Annotated in this window: 10 protein-coding genes; 8 read left to right on the top strand and 2 right to left on the bottom strand. The window is 66.9% G+C overall.

Annotated elements, in window-relative coordinates:
* Positions 1 to 17: 17 nt before the first annotated feature.
* Positions 18 to 215, bottom strand: a complete 198-nt coding sequence (locus tag KY493_RS06690; protein WP_219898171.1) for a hypothetical protein — start codon at positions 213 to 215, stop codon at positions 18 to 20.
* A gap of 487 nt (positions 216 to 702) precedes the next feature.
* Here KY493_RS06690 and KY493_RS06685 point away from each other — a divergent pair, with 487 nt between their 5' ends.
* From KY493_RS06685 to KY493_RS06660, 6 genes are all read left to right on the top strand, one after another.
* Positions 703 to 2,976 (top strand): beta-glucosidase, encoded by a 2,274-nt coding sequence (locus KY493_RS06685; RefSeq protein ID WP_219898170.1) that lies wholly within the window; start codon positions 703 to 705, stop codon positions 2,974 to 2,976.
* Positions 2,977 to 3,029: 53 nt separating this feature from the next.
* Complete coding sequence (locus tag KY493_RS06680; RefSeq protein WP_219898169.1) at positions 3,030 to 6,143, top strand: TonB-dependent receptor; 3,114 nt, start codon at positions 3,030 to 3,032, stop codon at positions 6,141 to 6,143.
* Between the two features lie 84 nt (positions 6,144 to 6,227).
* Positions 6,228 to 7,745 (top strand): tryptophan halogenase family protein, encoded by a 1,518-nt coding sequence (locus KY493_RS06675; protein ID WP_219898168.1) that lies wholly within the window; start codon positions 6,228 to 6,230, stop codon positions 7,743 to 7,745.
* A gap of 12 nt (positions 7,746 to 7,757) precedes the next feature.
* A complete protein-coding gene (locus KY493_RS06670; RefSeq protein ID WP_219898167.1) occupies positions 7,758 to 9,287 on the top strand; it encodes a tryptophan halogenase family protein in 1,530 nt (509 codons plus the stop codon).
* A 1-nt stretch (position 9,288) separates the two neighbouring features.
* The gene (locus KY493_RS06665) at positions 9,289 to 10,335 is read left to right on the top strand and encodes a LacI family DNA-binding transcriptional regulator (RefSeq protein WP_219898166.1); all 1,047 of its coding nucleotides are present in this window, start codon (positions 9,289 to 9,291) and stop codon (positions 10,333 to 10,335) included.
* Positions 10,332 to 11,543, top strand: coding sequence for an MFS transporter (locus KY493_RS06660; RefSeq protein ID WP_219898165.1), 1,212 nt, complete (start codon positions 10,332 to 10,334; stop codon positions 11,541 to 11,543). Before KY493_RS06665 ends, KY493_RS06660 begins: the two co-directional genes overlap by 4 nt.
* Before the next feature lie 22 nt (positions 11,544 to 11,565).
* On the opposite strand, the gene KY493_RS06655 is transcribed toward KY493_RS06660, so the two are convergent.
* Positions 11,566 to 14,097 (bottom strand): exo 1,3/1,4-beta-D-glucan glucohydrolase, encoded by a 2,532-nt coding sequence (locus KY493_RS06655; protein WP_219898164.1) that lies wholly within the window; start codon positions 14,095 to 14,097, stop codon positions 11,566 to 11,568.
* Between the two features lie 133 nt (positions 14,098 to 14,230).
* Here KY493_RS06655 and KY493_RS06650 point away from each other — a divergent pair, with 133 nt between their 5' ends.
* Entirely contained in the window at positions 14,231 to 15,496 is a 1,266-nt protein-coding gene (locus tag KY493_RS06650) for a cation:proton antiporter (protein WP_255568086.1), read from the top strand.
* 255 nt (positions 15,497 to 15,751) lie between these two features.
* Positions 15,752 to 16,831: a LacI family DNA-binding transcriptional regulator gene (locus KY493_RS06645; RefSeq protein WP_219898163.1), complete on the top strand. Its 1,080-nt coding sequence runs from the start codon at positions 15,752 to 15,754 to the stop codon at positions 16,829 to 16,831.
* The last annotated feature ends 39 nt before the right edge of the window (positions 16,832 to 16,870 follow it).

Below are 16,870 nucleotides of genomic sequence, written 5' to 3'. Positions count from 1 at the left end.
GAGCCGCGGGCTTGACCCTAGTCGATATCGACCGCCGCCGGCAGCGCGGCCGACGCCGCCTGTGCGTCAGGGGGCGTCCACGAAGGCGGCGATCCCGACCCGGGGGCGTTCGAGTTGATGGCGACCTCGTTCTGGGGGTGAAGTGTCGGGCGTCGTCGCGCCAGCAGGTCTGGGGCGCGCAGCCGGACAGGGTCAGGGCGGGCCGGGCCGCTCATGTTGAAGGCGTCGGGCCTCCCGAGAGGACGCCGGGCGGCTTGGGTCAGGCGGGGTCGATCCCGGCGGCGGGCCAGAAGCGAAGACGGCGATATCGCATCGGCGCGCGCCAAAGCCGCTGATGTAGGACGGGTCCAGCGGATTGCGTCCAGCGCGCTCAGTGGTCGTTCCGCCTGCCGAGATGCCGCACCCTTGCGGCCGTCAGGCGATGGAACACGGCGGCCCGGCACGATGTGAATAGAAGTTGTGAACGCTCTCAAAGCGTGATTACCTCCGACTCGGAAGGCGAAAGACCTTCACGGGAGGAACGGACGTGACGTCGTCATGGAGGCGCTGGGAGTAGAGTCCCGGCCTAGAACATCGCTGCCCGATCGCGATTGAGTCGAGGCCGTTCCCAATGCGTGGGCGGCGCCGGCTCGAACAAGCGCGGGCGCACGACGCGTCGCGTTTGATCTTCCCTCATGTCATGTCGTGAGGGGCGTTCATCGCATGAAGTTCAATGGTTTGTTCTCGAGCGTAGCGGCGCTGGCGCTTGCTGGCGTGCTGTCGGCGTCTGTCACGTCGTTGGCGCTCGCCCAGACGGCACCGGCGGGCGCGGCGGCGAGTTCGAGCGCCGCGCGCGCGGACGCCCTCGTGCGGGCCATGACGCGCGAGGAGAAGCTCAGCCTTGTCCATGGCTACTTTCCTCCGATGGCGAACAAGACGCCGGGCGCGCCGCTGGACCAGATGATCCCGTCGGCCGGCTATGTGCCCGGCGTGCCGCGCCTGGGCATACCCGCCCTGCGCGAAAGCGACGCCAGCCTGGGCGTCGCCAACCAGATCGAGCAGCGCAAGGGCGACGTGGCGACCGCCCTGCCGTCCAGCCTCGCCACCGCCGCGACCTTTGATCCCGAGGTCGCCTATGCGGGCGGCGCCATGATCGGCGCGGAGGCGCGCGCCAAGACCTTCAACGTCCTGTTGGCGGGCGGGGTGAACCTGACGCGCGATCCGTGGGCGGGGCGCAACTTCGAATACCTGGGCGAGGATCCGCTGCTGGCGGGCGTCATGGCGGGCGAGCACATCCGGGGCGTGCAGTCGAACCGCATCGTCTCGACGATCAAGCACTACGCCTTCAACAGCCAGGAAACCGGCCGCATGATCATGGACGCCCGCATGAGCGAGGCGGACCTGCGCGAAAGCGACCTTCTGGCCTTTCAGATCGCGATCGAGCGCGGACGGCCAGGCTCGGTGATGTGCGCCTACAACCGGGTCAACGGCGACTACGCCTGCGAGAGCGACTGGCTGCTGAACCAGGTGCTTAAGCGCGACTGGGCCTATCCGGGCTGGGTCATGTCCGACTGGGGCGCGGTTCATTCGACCGAGAAGGCGGCGCTGGCGGGGCTGGACCAGGAATCCGGGCAGGAGCTGGATCGGCAGATCTACTTCGGCGCTCCCCTGATGGAAGCCGTCGAGGCAGGGCGCGTCTCCGAGGCGCGGCTGGACGACATGGTCCGGCGCATCCTGGTCGGCATGATCGACACGGGCGCAATGGATGCGGCGGTGACGGCGACGGCTCAGCCCATCGACTACGACGCAAACGCCGAGGTCGCCCAGCGCGCGGCCGAGGCGGGCATCGTCCTGCTGAAGAACGAAGGCGGCGTGTTGCCCGCGGCGAAGACCGCGCGGCGCATCGTCCTGGTCGGCGGCCATGCCGACGTGGGCGTGCTGTCCGGCGGCGGCTCATCCCAGGTGCGTTCGGTGGGCGGTGCTCCGGTCGAGGTGCCGCTGACCTCCGGCGCGGCCATGTCCTTTGCGCGCCTGACCTATCACGCCTCCTCGCCGCTGGAGGCCATTCGCCGGATGGCGCCGGTGGCCGAGGTGACCTTTGTCGATGGCGCCGATCCTGTTGCGGCCGCCAGGGCCGTCGCCGGCGCAGACGCCGTGTTCGTTTTCGCCACCCAGTGGACTACGGAGGCGCAGGACGTGGAGACCTTGTCCCTGCCTGACGATCAGGACGCCCTGATCGCGGCGGTGGCCGGCGCGAACCCGCGCACGGCCGTGGTTCTGGAGACGGGCGGACCGGTGCTGATGCCGTGGATCGACCAGGTTCCGGCGGTGGTGCAGGCCTGGTATCCGGGCCAGAGGGGCGGGGAGGCGATCGCGCGCATCCTGTTTGGCGAGGTCAATCCGTCGGGCCGCCTGCCCATCACCTTTCCACGCAGCGCCGACCAGGCGCCGCGCCCGACACCGCCGGGGCTGGCGGCGATGAAAGCGGCCGACGCGGCGGCGGCGTCCAATCCCGGCGCGGGCTCGGCCGCCGGTTTTCAGCCGTTCGCCGTGGACTATCCGGAAGGTTCGGATGCCGGCTACCGCTGGTACGAACGGGAAGAACGCCGTCCGCTGTTACCGTTCGGGCACGGCCTTTCGTACACCACCTTTACCTATGGCGGCCTGTCGGCGACGGGCGGCGACGGCCTGATCGTGGAGGTGGACGTCACCAACACCGGCGATCGCGCAGGGGCGACCTCGCCCCAGCTCTATGTCGCGCCGGAGAATGGCGACCGGCCGCGTCGTCTGGCGGCGTTCGCGCGCGTGATGCTGCAACCGGGCGAAACTCGCCGGATCACCCTGACGGCCGAACCGCGCATCCTGGCCAAATACGACACCGATCTGCCGGGCTGGCGGATCGACGGCGGGCGCTACCGCGTCAGCGTCGGCCGCGACGCCCTCGACAACACCCTTTCAGGAACAGCGATCATCAATCCGGGCACGCTGAAACCCTGAAGATCAGAAAGCCGCACGCAGAGGCGGCGCCAACAGGAGGAGGAACAAGGACCATGAGAAAGCACGCATCCATCATCGCCGGCTTGTTGGCGACAACCGCGCTGGTGTCGCCGGCGATGGCTCAGACCCAGACGGCGCCGACCGATCAGGACCAGCCCGCCGAGGTGGACGAGATCGTCGTCACCGGCATCCGCGCCTCGCAGCAGCAGGCCATCAACATCAAGCGCAACGAGGCGGCGATCGTCGACGCCATCTCGGCCGAGGATATCGGCAAGCTGCCGGACGTTACGGTTGCGGACGCGCTGCAACGAATTGCGGGCATCCAGATCCAGCGCAACGCCGGCGAAGGCTCCACGGTCAACATCCGGGGCCTGCCGCAGGTCGTGACCCTGCTGAACGGTGAGCAGTATCTCAGCCCCGGCAACCTGGGCAGCGCGCAGCCGAACCTGAACGACGTGCCCGCACAACTGATGAACTCCATCGTGGTGTTCAAGTCGATGGACGTGCGAAACGCCTTGTCGGGCATCTCGGGCACCATCGACCTGCGCACCCGTCGCCCCTTCGACTTCGGCTACGGCCTGACCACCGCCGAAGCCGTGGAGTACGCGACCGGCGAGGACACGCGCGAGAACGATTATCTGTTCAACGCCCTGGTGAACTGGCGCAACGACCGCTTCGGCTTCCTGCTGTCGGCAGTGAAGAGCGAAGCCAATCTCGGCAACAACTATTCAGGCATTTCGGGTGGACCGTTCGGCAACAACGACTGGGGCGGGGCGGACGACAACTGGATCGCGCCGCACGGCTACGACAGCTTCAAGCGCGTAGTCGAACGCGATCGTCTCGGCGCGAACGGCGCTTTCACCTGGCAGATCAACGACGGTTTCGAACTGACGGGCGAAGTCTTCTACGCCAAGCTGGAGGAGCATAATCGCGCCGCCGGGTTGAACATCTCCAATCGCTGGAGCGGCCTCGGGTGGACGACACCGACGGCTTTCGACCAAACCGGTGTCAACGGCTCCAACGGTGAACCTTGGTTGGACGTCACCGAATACGATCTCGATGTCTGGTGGCTGAACTCATTTACGGTGAACCGGACAACCGAGAACGAGACCACCAACTATAACCTGGAACTGAAATACGATCGTGGCGGTCCGTTCAAATGGTCGGCGCGTGCGATCAAGGCCGACGCCTCGCTGCTGAGCATGAATGGCCAGGTTCAAGGCGATCTCAGCGACTGGACCTATTCGGCGGACCGGACCTTCACCCTGTTCCGTGATCCGCTCGATCGAACACGGGGCACATTCTATCCGGCCAACATCGCGGCGCTCTATCCGGCTTCGCAGTACTCGAACGGCATCGTGGGCTCGAACGGCGGGCGCTACGTCAATCCCAATCCGCTGGGTATTTCGCAGGACCCTCTGGTTCACCTGAACATCGGCGGCGACAAGACGGTGTGGAGCCGGTTCGATCAGCCGATCGCGGGCGGCCTGGGCGCCGGACGCACGCTGCAAGACTACATGGCCAATCAGGACAGCTATGCCGTCGCGGCATTTTCGTCCGAAGGCAACCAGCGCAACGAATCGCAGCTGGAGGTCGCGCGAACGGACGGTTCGTACGAGTTCGAAGGCGACGGCATGCTGGGCTTTGTGACCCGCATCGACGTCGGGCTGCGCCACGCCAAACGCGACGTGCAGATCGAGAACTTCCATCTGTTCTCGGACTTCTACGCCGGAAACGGCGCCACCAGCCCGAACGGCTGTTCGGCCCAGTGGAAGGCCATCGACGTTGTCATGAACCAGAACCAGTGCCAGGCGGGCGAGCAGGTGCCCAATCCGGCCTTCAACCCTGGCCTGCCAGTCAGCGCGACCAACCAGCCGACGGTGTTCCAAGGCTATACGGTCAACCGGCCGACCAAGCTCTACACCCACAACAACACCTACTTCATGAGCGACTATGGCTCGATCACCCAGGGCCTACCGGGCGTGTGGGTCGTTGATCCGCGCGACTTCGATGATGTGGTGGATTTTCAGACGCGGGTGTTCGGCAGCGCCTATCCGGTCATCATCCCAGGCAACAGCTATGATGTCGGCCTGACCGAGGACAGCGCCTATGTGAACGGCGGCATCAGCTTCGGACGATTGAGCGGGGACGTGGGGATCAAGATGATCCGCACCAAGCTCGACGTACGTCAGAACCTGACGGGCGAGACCCGCAACTACGGCGACACCAATCTCGATGTCGGCGACACCTATTCCAGCCGCCGCTACTCGGATTACCTGCCGTCGATCAACCTCATGTACGACTTCAGCGACCAGCTGAAGCTGCGGGCGGCCTACAACAAGACCATGATCCCGCTGGATCTCGGCAACTACGGTGGCGGGGTCACTATTTCGACGTCGGATTCGCTTGGGCCGACGCCGACGGATCCGACGGCGCCGCCGGTTGGTGTTCGCCGGGTGACGGGCGCGACCTTCGCCGGCAGCCCGTCGCTGAATCCCTGGCGCTCGGACAACTACGACCTGAGTCTCGAGTATTATCTGGGCAGTGCGACGTTGTTCAACGTCGCCTTGTTCAAGCTCGAGATCGACAGCTTCGTCACGCGGGCCACCGTCAACGACGGCGAATTCCCCGATCAGGACGGCGTGATCCGCCGGATCGTGCCGGTGAACCGACCCGTTCAGGGAGAAGGCGGCTCGCTTCAGGGCGTGGAGGTCGGCGCCAAGATCGCGCTGAGTGATGTGTTGCCGGAAGATAGCGCCTTCCGCGACTTCGGCTTCGACGGCAGCTACACCTTCTCCGACAGTTCATCCAACGCCACGGACCTATCTGGAGAAGACCTGCCATTTCCGGACAACTCGGAGCACCAGGTCAACGCCGCCCTCTGGTATCAGGGCGACCGGCTTCAGACGCGTGTGGCGTACAACTTCCGCACGCCGCGCCTCGCCACGACCTTTGGTCAGATCCCGATCTACCAGGACACGGCGCAGTATGTGGACGTGAACGTCACCTACGATCTGACGGAGAACATCACAATCTACGCCAATGGCTCCAATGTCCTGGGCGAAATCGAAGAGTACTATTTCGAGTTCGAGGACGGGGCCGAGCAGTTCCATTCGCGCAACGAGTTCGAGCCGCGGTACTCGATCGGGCTGCGCGCTCGCTTCTGATGCTTCCCTGAGCAACTTGGCCGGCGACGACTTCGGTTGTCGCCGGCCGATCTTTGTTCGATCGATAGGTTCGGGGAGGCAATCATGAGCGACGACCACAGGCGCATCCGCCATGTCGTGGTGGCGGGGGGTGGCACGGCGGGATGGATGGCGGCGGCGGCGCTGGCCAACCGCTTCGCCAATGCGCCGTTGCGGATCACGGTGGTGGAATCTTCCGAGATCGGCACGATCGGGGTAGGGGAGGCGACCATCCCGACCATCCGCCGCTTCTATGCGGGACTGGGTCTTGGCGACGCCGAGGTGATGAAGGCGACCGAGGCCACCTGCAAGCTGGGCATCCAGTTCAAGGGCTGGTCCGGCGAAGGGTCCGACTTCATCCATCCTTTCGGGCGGTACGGTCAGGACCTGAAAGGCATCGATTTCCACCACTACTGGATGCGGCTGCGCGAAGGGGGGCATGCGCCCGCGCTGGCTGAGTTTTCACTGGGAGCCGCCCTGGCGCGCGGTGGTCGGGTGACCCTGCCGTCCCGCAATCCGCCGTCTGAGCTGTCGGTGTTCGACTGGGCGCTGCATCTGGACGCCAGCCTGTTCGCCGGGCTCCTTCGGACCTATTCGGAACAGCGAGGGGTGAGGCGGCTGGATGCGCGGATTGTGTCGGTGGATCTCCGGCCGGAGGACGGCTTCATCCGGGCGCTCAAGCTTGACGGCGGCGGCGAGATCGAAGGCGATCTGTTTGTCGACTGCTCAGGGTTTCGTGGTCTGCTGATCGGGCAGGCGCTGGGCGTGCCTTACCAGGACTGGGGCGAATGGCTGCCGTGCGACGCCGCCTTCGCCGTGCAGAGCGAGAACGCTGACGAGGCGCCCCGGCCCGTGACCCAGGTCACCGCCAGGTCCGCGGGGTGGCAATGGGGCATTCCCTTGCGACACCGCGCCGGCAACGGGCTGGTCTTTTCCAGCGCCCATATGACCGACGATGAGGCGCTGGCCGAACTGCGGCCTCGCCTGCTCGGGCGGCCGTTGACCGAGCCGCGCCGAATCGGGTTTCGACCGGGGCGTCGGCAGCAGGCCTGGCGGAAGAACTGCGTTGCCCTTGGATTGGCGGCCGGCTTTCTCGAGCCTTTGGAGAGCACCTCCATCGCCCTGATCGAAACGGGCATCGAGCGGCTGCTGCAGCTGTTTCCCGATCGCGATTTCGATCCGGCCAGCATTGACGAGTTCAACGATCAGACCGCGCGCGAGATGGAGCGGGTGCGCGACTTCATCATCCTGCACTACAAGCTGAACGGCCGCGACGAGCCGTTCTGGCGCGACTGCCGCGAGCGCGAGATTCCCGATACGCTTCAGCGCAAGCTCGACCTGTGGAAGGCGCGAGGGCAGTTCGTGCGCTATCGCTGGGAAATGTTCCATCCTGCGAGCTGGCTGGCGATCTACGACGGCTTCGGCCTCTATCCCGACCGACGCGACCCTGCATTGGACGGCGTTGATCCGACGAGCCTGGGCCAGGCGTTGAACGGCATGCGCCGCGCCGTGGCCGAGGCGGTGGCCGACAGTCCAACGCATGCGGAGTTTCTCCGGGCGCTCAACCGTTCGCTTACGGCATAGGACAAAGGGCTTATGGACAACACCGAGCACCGGCCGCTTCGCAAAATCTGCATTGTTGGCGGCGGCACCGCCGGCTGGATCGCGGCCGCCCTGATGGCCGAGCACTTTAAAGGTCGGTTATGCGAGATCGAACTGGTCGAATCCGACGAGATCGGGACCATCGGCGTCGGCGAATCCACCGTGCCCCCCTTTCTGCAGCTGCTGGCCAAGCTGGGCGTCAACGAGGAGGAGTTCGTCCGCGAAACCCAGGCCAGCTTCAAGCTGGGCATCCAGTTCCGCGACTGGCGACGCAAGGGCGAGAGCTACTACCACCCGTTCGGGGTGATCGGCATGCCGGTCGACATCAGTGACTTCTATCAGGTGTGGCTGAAGGCAAGGCAGAACGGTTACCCGCACGAGCTCCAGGAGTTCGCACCCGCATCGGTGATGATGGAACAAGGCCGATTCACCTTGCCGTTCAAGGCGCGGAAGACGGCGGTGGGCGGCGCCGCCTATGCGTTGCACGTCGATGCGCGCCAGGTGGCCCTGTTCCTGCGCCGCTTCGCGGAGGCGCGTGGCGTGGTCCGCACGGAGGGGCGGATTGAGGAGGTGATCCAGCGGCCTGACGGCTTCGTCGAGCGGGTGGTGTTGAAGGACGGACGGTCGGTCGAGGCGGACTTCTTCATCGACTGCTCCGGCTTTCGGGCGCTGCTGATCGGCAAGGCGCTGGATGTGGGCTATGAGGACTGGTCGCACTGGCTGCTGTGTGACCGCGCCATCGCCGTGCAGACGGAGAACGTCGGGCCGCCGCCGCCCTATACCCTGGCGCACGCCCAGGACGCGGGATGGCGCTGGCGCATCCCGCTGCAGCACCGGACCGGCAACGGATATGTTTTCTCCAGCGCGCACCTGTCGGATGATGAGGCGACCGCCACCTTGATGTCGCAGGTCGAGGGCGAGCCGGTGGTCCAGCCGATGGTGGTGCCGTTCAAGACGGGCATGCGCGAACGCATCTGGCACAGGAACGTGCTCTCGCTGGGCCTCGCCAGCGGCTTCATAGAGCCCCTGGAATCGACGGCGATCCACCTGGTGTATCGCGGCATGGAGTTCTTCTTTCGCTACCTGCCGGATCGCGATTGCGCGCCTGCGCTGGCGGACGAGTTCAATCGGCGGATGAGAACGGACTACGAGGAGATCCGCGACTTCATCATCCTGCACTATTGCACCACCCAGCGGGACGACACGCTGTTCTGGCGCGCCTGTGCGGAAATGGAGCCGCCGGAGACGCTGCGTCGCAAGATCGACCTGTTCTGCGTCAACGGCTCGCTGTCCGAGGGCGTCGACGAGCTGTTTCGGGCGGTCAGCTGGCAATCCGTGATGGAGGGCATGGGGGTGCGCCCTCGCAGCTACCATCCTTTGGTCGAGCGGATTCCCTTTGATGGCGCGCCGGCGCAGATGGATCGGGCGCGCGAGACGCTGACGCGGACGGTGGAAGGGCTTCCAACGCACAAAGCCTTCATCGCCGCCCATTGCGCCGCGCCGTCGCCGCCGCCAAGAGCGTGACATGAAGCGAAAGGTCACGATCCGTCACGTCGCCGAGGAAGCGGGCGTTTCGCTTCAGACCGTCTCGCGCGTCATGAACAATGGCCCGAACGTGCGCGACGAGGTTCGGACCCGCGTCAATCAGGCGATGGCCAAGCTGGGCTACACGCCAAGCCTGGCTGCCAGGCGGATGGGGGGATCACGCTCGTTTCTGCTGCTGGCGCTGAACGATCGTGACCGCACGATAGAGGGCTGGCGCTCGGGTGAGGGGACCGACTGGGTCGACCAGATGCTGCTGGGCGGCATGCTGGAATCCGCCGAGCACGGCTACCGCATGATCTTTGAACTGGTCGATACCCACTCCGCACAGGTCGAGCGCGAAGTGCTGGGGGCCTTGGCTGCGCTGCACCCGGATGGGGTGATCCTGACGCCGCCGCACTCCGACAACCCGCTCATCACCGACCTGCTGAAGCGGCAGGGACTGCCGTTCGCGCGCATCGGCTCGATGACCGATGGGGCCGGCTTCGCCATCGCTATGGACGACGCCGCGGCGGGGCGAGCGGCGACCGAGCATCTGCTCGGGCTGGGTCACAGGCGCATCGCCTTTATCACCGGCAGCGACGAATATGCGCTCAGCGGCGCGCGCCTGGACGGCTATTGTCAGGCGCTTAAACATGCGGATGTCGCATCGGACGCAGCCTTGATCCAGAGAGGGGACTTCTCCTTTGCCTCCGGCGTGCGGGCGATGGAGGCCTTGCTGGACCTGGCTGCACCGCCCACGGCCGTGGTCGCCAGCAACGACCAGATGGCGCTGGCGGCGTTGCAGGTCGCGAACGGTCGAGGCGTCGCCGTGCCGGAGCAACTGTCGATCGTCAGCTTCGACGACACGCCCATCGTGCGCTTCAGCCATCCGCCGCTGACGGCCATCACCCAGCCCATCGCCGCCATGACGGCGGAGGCGGCTCGTTTGCTGATCCGCGCCAAGGCCGGGGAAGAGGACCTGCAACCGATCACCCTGACGCCTTTCGCCCTGACGACACGGGCGTCAACCGGGCGTCCGCCTTCGTGATCCTACATCGCCGACGCGGTTATCTGCTGCTTTACGGCTTGGCCTATGGCGGCGCGGTTTGCGCCTATGTGCCGCTTTTGACGCTGCTGTTGCCGCTGAAGGTCGAAAGCCTCGCTGAGGCGGACGGCAAGGTGGCCCTGCTGAGCCTCGCCTCGATCGCGGGCGCGCTGGCGGCCAGCGTCGGCAACATCCTGGCGGGCATGGTCAGCGACCTGTGGGCCAGGCGGCCCTTCGGTCGAAGGGCGGTAGCCGTGGCGGGACTGTTCGGCACGGCCTTGTCCTACATTACGCTGCATCTTGCCTCGAACCCGGCTGAGCTCGTGGCCGCGGTGGTGCTCTTCCAGGCGGCGCTGAACACCTTCCTGGCCCCGCTGATCGCCATCGCGGCGGACGAGACGGGAGACGATCAGAAGGGCGTGCTGGGCGGCGTCTATGGCGCGGCCTATCCGCTGGGCACGGTGGCGGCGGTGATGATCACCTGGGCGCCGGACTGGAGCTGGGCGGCGCGGCTGTTCTGCACCCTCGGCCTTGTGACAGCCTTGGCGGCGCCGTTCCTGCTGACGACGCGGAGGTCGGTCCAGTATGAAGCGGCGGCTCCAACAACGAACACGAGCGTGCATGGCTTTTGGCGTCTAGGCGTCGTGGGATTGTCGCGCCTTCTGGTGCAGGTCGCCGGCAATGTGCTGTTCGCCTTTATCCTGTTCTATTTCGAAAGCGTGGCCGGACCTCAGGGCGCGGCGTCGGGCGAGCAACTGGCCGCGCGCGTGGCGTGGATTACCGGGATCGTCACCTTGGTCAGCGCGCCTGTGTCGATGGCGATCGGCCGGCTGATCGACCGGCGAGGCGGCGCGCGCGCAAGCCTGGCGGCACTGGCGTGCGCCTGCGCCTGCGGCCTCGCCATCATGGGCCTGTGGCCGCAATGGGGGACGGCGGTCGCCGGCTACGCCCTGTTCGCGGTGGGCCTGGGCGCATTTCTGGCGATCCAGTCCGCCTACGCCATGCGTCTGTTGCCGTCATCGGCGCACCGGGGGCGTGATCTCGGTCTGTTGAACCTGACCAACACCCTGCCAGCGCTTCTGGGGCCTGCGTTGACCTATCTGCTGGCGGCGGAAGGGCGGTTCGGGCCGCTTCTCCTGCTGCTGGCGCTGCTGTCGCTGGCGGCCGGCGGGCTGATGACGCTGGGCGGGCCCACTCCGCGCACGGCGTGACCCGCCCGCCCGTGAGCGGCCTCTAGGCCGCCGGGCAGACCGCGTCGCCCTCGTTGGAGGCGAGACGGATATCCTCGACCGTGACGCCGAACGCGCCGGTCGAACGCAGGCCCCACGGCTGATCCACGGCGGCGATGTTGGCGCCGCGGTCGCGCAGGCACGACAGCCGCACCTTCATCGTGCGCCATTCGCCGACAGGACCCGCACGCAGCATGGAGGAGATGTCCACGGACGCGTCTCCCAGCGTCAAGAACACCGGACCCTGCGCTGCCGCATCCACGCGATAGCGGAAGGCGAGCGCCATTTCACCGTTGGCCTGGCGTGTCAGGTCGACGGGTCCCGCGACGATCACCGCCTGGCCGCCTGACGGGCCGAAGGTCAGGGCGCGTGCGGACTCCTGGGCCTCGCCGTCGGCGACCCGCACCGAGACCCCGTTGCGCGGGCTCGCGCCCGTGCGCTCGGACCCCAGGCGGAACTCGCCGCCTGCATCGCGCAGCATCAGGGACCAGGGCGCCACGAAGCGGCCGTCCGCGAAATAGCGGTCGGCGCTGGCGGCCGGCGCCGTCACGCCGCTGTTCTCCAGCAGCAGGCCCACGCCGGCAGGTTGGGCGTAGGACAGGCCGTAGCTGTAGGCGAACTGCGGATCATAGCCGGCCTGCCCGACGTTCAGCGGGCGAGCCGCCGCGTCCCTGGGCCAGCTGAACGACAGCTTGCCGGTGAAGTCGTGGCGCGCCTGGCCCTGGCGATTTCCGATCAGCACGTCGGCCACGCCGCCGCCCTCAGAACCGGGCAGCCAGGCGGCGACAAAGGCGTCGGAGGCGTTGATCTCGGGGTTGGTCCACATGGGGCGGCCCGACAGGAAGACCGAGACGGTGGGAATGCCCGCCGCCTTCAGTCGCTTCAGCGTCTGCAGCGGACCTTCCGGCAGGAAGTCCAGGGTTTCGACGTCCCCTTGGAACTCGGCGTAGGGGGTCTCGCCGAACACCACGATGGCCACGTCCGGCTTCTGGGTGAAGGCGCCATCGACGCTGAGCGTCGCCTGGCCGCCGCCCTGGCGCACCGCCTCCTGGATGCCGCCCCAGATCGACTGGGCGTTGGGGAAATCGCGGTTGCTGTTACCCGTGCCCTGCCAGGTGAGCGTCCAGCCGCCGGCGGCCTGACCGATGTCGTCGGCCGACCCCGCTACCAGCACGCGCGCGCCGGGGCGGATCGGCAGGACCGAGCCCTCGTTCTTTAGCAGCACCAGCGACTTGCGCACCGCTTCGCGCGCCAGGGCGCGGTGCGCAGGCGAGCCCAGCTCGCTCAGCTTGCCCTCGACGGGGCGGGCCTCGTTGAACAGACCCGACTTGACCTTGACCCGCAGGATGCGGCGCACCGCCTCATGCAGCCGAGCCATCGGGATCTGGCCCGAGCGCGCCTGGGCCAGGGTGCTCTCGTACAGCGGCCGCCAGCTGTCGGGCGCCATGAACATGTCGATGCCGGCGTTGAAGGCGAGCGCGCAGCTCTCGTTGGAACAGCCGGGCAGCTGGCCGTGGGCGTTCCAGTCCGACACCACAAAGCCGTCAAAGCCCAACGGGCCCCGCAGCACGTCGGTCAGGATGGTCTCGTTGCCGGAATGCTTGACCCCGTTCCAAGACGAGAAGCTGGCCATGATCGACAACACGCCCGCATCGATCGCCTCGCGATAGCCGGACAGGTGCGTATCGATCAGCTCTTGCTCCGAGCCGGTGAAGTCGCCCTGGTCGCGGCCCTGGTCGGTGCCGCCGTCGGCCAGGAAATGCTTTGCGGAGCCGGCGATGCGGCCGGGCTGCAGCCCTTGCGCCGTCGTGATCGGACCCTGCAGGCCCAGCGTCATCGGGCCGGCGTAGCTGCGCGCCACCTCGGGGTTTTCGGCGTAGCCTTCGTAGGCGCGGCCCCAGCGGTCGTCGCGCGGCACGGCCAGGGTCGGACCAAAGGTCCAGTCGGCGCCCGTCACCGCGACTTCCAGGGCGGTCGCCTCGCCGATGCGGCGGATCAGGTCGGGGTCGCGAGCGGCGCCGAGGCCGATGTTGTGGGGAAACAGGGTCGCGCCAACCACATTGTTGTGCCCATGCACCGCGTCGATGCCGTAGATCAGCGGGATACGCGCGCCAGGACGCTGGGCCACGGCGGCGCGAAAGGCCCGGGCCTGATCGACCCACGCCTGGGCCGGCCCCCGCTCGTTTCCGCCTGGCGAGGAGTTGCCGCCGGCCAGGATGGAGCCCAGCGGATAGCGCAGCAGGTCGTCCGGGGTGATCGAGCCGATATCGGCCTGGATGGTCTGGCCGACCTTCTCCTCCAGCGTCATCCGGCCCATCAGCTCGGTTACGAACGCCTCCGTGGCGGCGTCGCTCATTTCCGCGGGAGAGGCCGCCGCCGGCCAACGCGCGGGATGGGCTCGGGCAGCGTCGGTGACGATCGAATCCTGCGCCGCGACGTAGGAAACGACCTCGCCGCCGGAGGGCGAGGCGGCGCAGGCGCTCAGTGAGGCGCTGAGCGCAACGGCGGACGCGGCAAGGCTGTGGCTACGCTTCATCTTGATTCCCTCCCCAGGGCGTCGTCTGGCGACATGACGATTGCGGCGGCTTGTCTTCACCGCTCATCTCGGCCACCCTAATCAGCAATGTGAGCGTTCTCAAGAACGCCAATGCGTCGCAGGGAGGGGACCCATGACGAACGCGGAACTCAGCGTCGCCTTTTTCCTGCAGATGGCGGTGATCATCGCCGCCTGTCGTGCGGTGGGCTGGGCGGCCAAGACCTGGCTGGGCCAGCCGCAGGTGGTCGGCGAGATGATCGCCGGGGTGATCCTGGGGCCGTCGCTGTTCGGCCTGATGGCGCCCGAGCTTCAGGCCGCACTGTTTCCCGCCGAGTCGAAATCGGTGCTGTTCGTCGGCGCCCAGCTCGGCGTCGGGCTGTACATGTTCCTGGTGGGGCTTGGTTTCGAGCGCGACCATTTCAAGACAAACGCCGGCAGCGCCGTGGCGGTGTCGCTGGCCGGAATGGCCGCGCCGTTCCTGGTGGCCATCGCGCTCACGCCATGGCTGATCCAGATGGGCTTGTTCGGCCCAGGCATGGTCACCTGGCAAGCCATGCTGTTCATGGGCGCGGCGATCTCGATCACCGCCTTTCCGATGCTGGCGCGGATCATCCACGAGCGGGGACTGAGCGGCACGCGCATGGGTTCGCTGTCGCTTTCGGCCGGCGCGATTGATGACGCCGGCGCCTGGTGCGTGCTGGCCATCGTTCTGGCGAGCTTCGGGGGCGGCGCCATGGTCGCCGTCAAGGCCATCTGCGGCGGCGCGGCCTTTGCGGCCTTCATGCTGACGTTCGGACCCCGGCTTCTCGCGCCGCTCGGCCGTCAGGTCGAACGCGAAGGCAAGGTCAGCGCGAGCGTTCTCGGCATCGTGCTGATCCTGTTCATGCTCTGCGCCTGGGTCATGGACGCCGTGGGCATCCACGCCGTGTTCGGGGGCTTCATCCTGGGCGTCGCCATGCCGCGGGGTCTGTTGACCCAGCAGATCCGCACCCAGCTTGAGCCCTTCGCCGTCCTGGTGCTGCTGCCGATGTTCTTCACCTTCTCGGGCCTGAATACGCAGCTGACCATGGTCAACAGCATCGGCCTGCTCGGAGTGACGGCGCTGATCCTGATGGGGTCCATCGTGGCCAAGGGGGGCGCCTGCTGGGCGGCCGCCCGCCTGACTGGTCAGGACAACCCGACCGCCATGGGCATCGGCGCCCTGATGAACGCGCGCGGTCTGATGGAGCTGATCATCATCAACATCGGTCTGCAGCGCGGCATTATCGGGCCGGCGCTGTTCTCGATCCTGGTGCTGATGGCGATCATCACCACGCTGATGGCCTCGCCGCTGTTCGAGCAGGTCTATGGCCGCAAGGCGCGCCGAGATGGCCTGATCGCCGAACATGCTCCTGGTTAGCCGCTGACTGGATTGGCTGGGCAATCAGTCCAGGCGCCTGATGATCGAGCGGAATCCCTGGTCCAACACGCGACGCTTGGGGCGGCTGGACGGCTTGCCTCTCAGCGCCTCTTGCGAAGCGGTCGGCGCCTGTGCGATGTAACCGGTTACAGGGCGATATCGACAGACCTTCGATAGGATGGCTGGCACGGTTCGTTTGCAGGGAGGACTGACTTTGCCGCCAGAGGGCTGGGCCACGTGCGGGTGGATGGGCCGATGAGGTCGGCCACGATCCGCGATGTCGCGAAACGGTCCGGCGTGTCCGTGGCGTCCGTTTCGCGTGTCCTTAACGGCGCTGAGGCCGTCACCGAGGCCATGCGCGGGCGTGTGCTCGAGGCGGTCGAGACGCTGCGCTATGTCCCGCACAGCGGCGCGCGCAGCCTGTCGATGCGGCGGACCGACACCCTGGGCGTGATCCTGCCGGACCTGTTCGGCGAGTATTTCTCCGAGCTTATCCGCGGCATGGATCTCGCCGCGCGTGCGCACGGCAAGCATCTGATTGTGTCCAGCTCGCACGACGACGCCGAAGAAGCCGCGATGGCGATGCGGTCGATGCGCGGGCGGGTCGACGGTCTGATCGTGCTGTCGCCGCACCTCGATGCGGCGAAGCTCGCCGAAGGGCTGGTCGGATCCCTGCCCGTGGTGCTGATGAACGCGGCGGCCGTTGGAACGGATCGCCCGTGCATCACGATCGACAATCATGACGGGGCATCGCAAGCGGTCGCCCACCTACTGGAAACAGGTCGTCGTCGCATCGCCCATGTACGCGGGCCCGTCGGCAATCTCGAAGCCGACGACCGCATGCGCGGCTATGGTCAGGCGTTGGAAGCGGCCGGACTCGAGAGCCGGATCGAGCCGGGCGACTTCACCCAGGGTTCCGGTTACCGCGCCGTGGCCCGGATGCTGGCCGAGGTTTCCCCGCCGGATGCGGTGTTCGCGGCCAACGACATGATGGCGGTCGGCGCCGTGCTGGCGATCCAGGAGGCGGGCCTGAACTGCCCGGACGACATCGCCGTGGTCGGCTTCGACGACGTGCCCATCGCCGAGGTCGTGCGGCCAGCGTTGACGACGCTGAAGGTCGATATCGCCGGAACCGGCGCGCGCGCGCTCGAGCGGCTGATCACGCTGATCCAGGCGCCCGCGACCGGCGCCTTGCCGGAATCCGGGCCCGAGATCGTCCGGCCTACACTGGTCGTGCGTCAGTCCAGCGTCGCCTTGCAACATCAATCAAAAACGGTCTCGTCCCGCCCCAGCGGGCGTGACCGAAATCTCAGGGGGGAGCCTCACCATGCCTAACATCAAGACCCGCAACCACGCCCTTGCCGCCGCATCGGC

The sequence above is a fragment of the Brevundimonas sp. PAMC22021 genome (assembly GCF_019443405.1).
Lineage (GTDB): Bacteria > Pseudomonadota > Alphaproteobacteria > Caulobacterales > Caulobacteraceae > Brevundimonas.
This window is presented reverse-complemented; position numbering and strand designations above follow the sequence as displayed.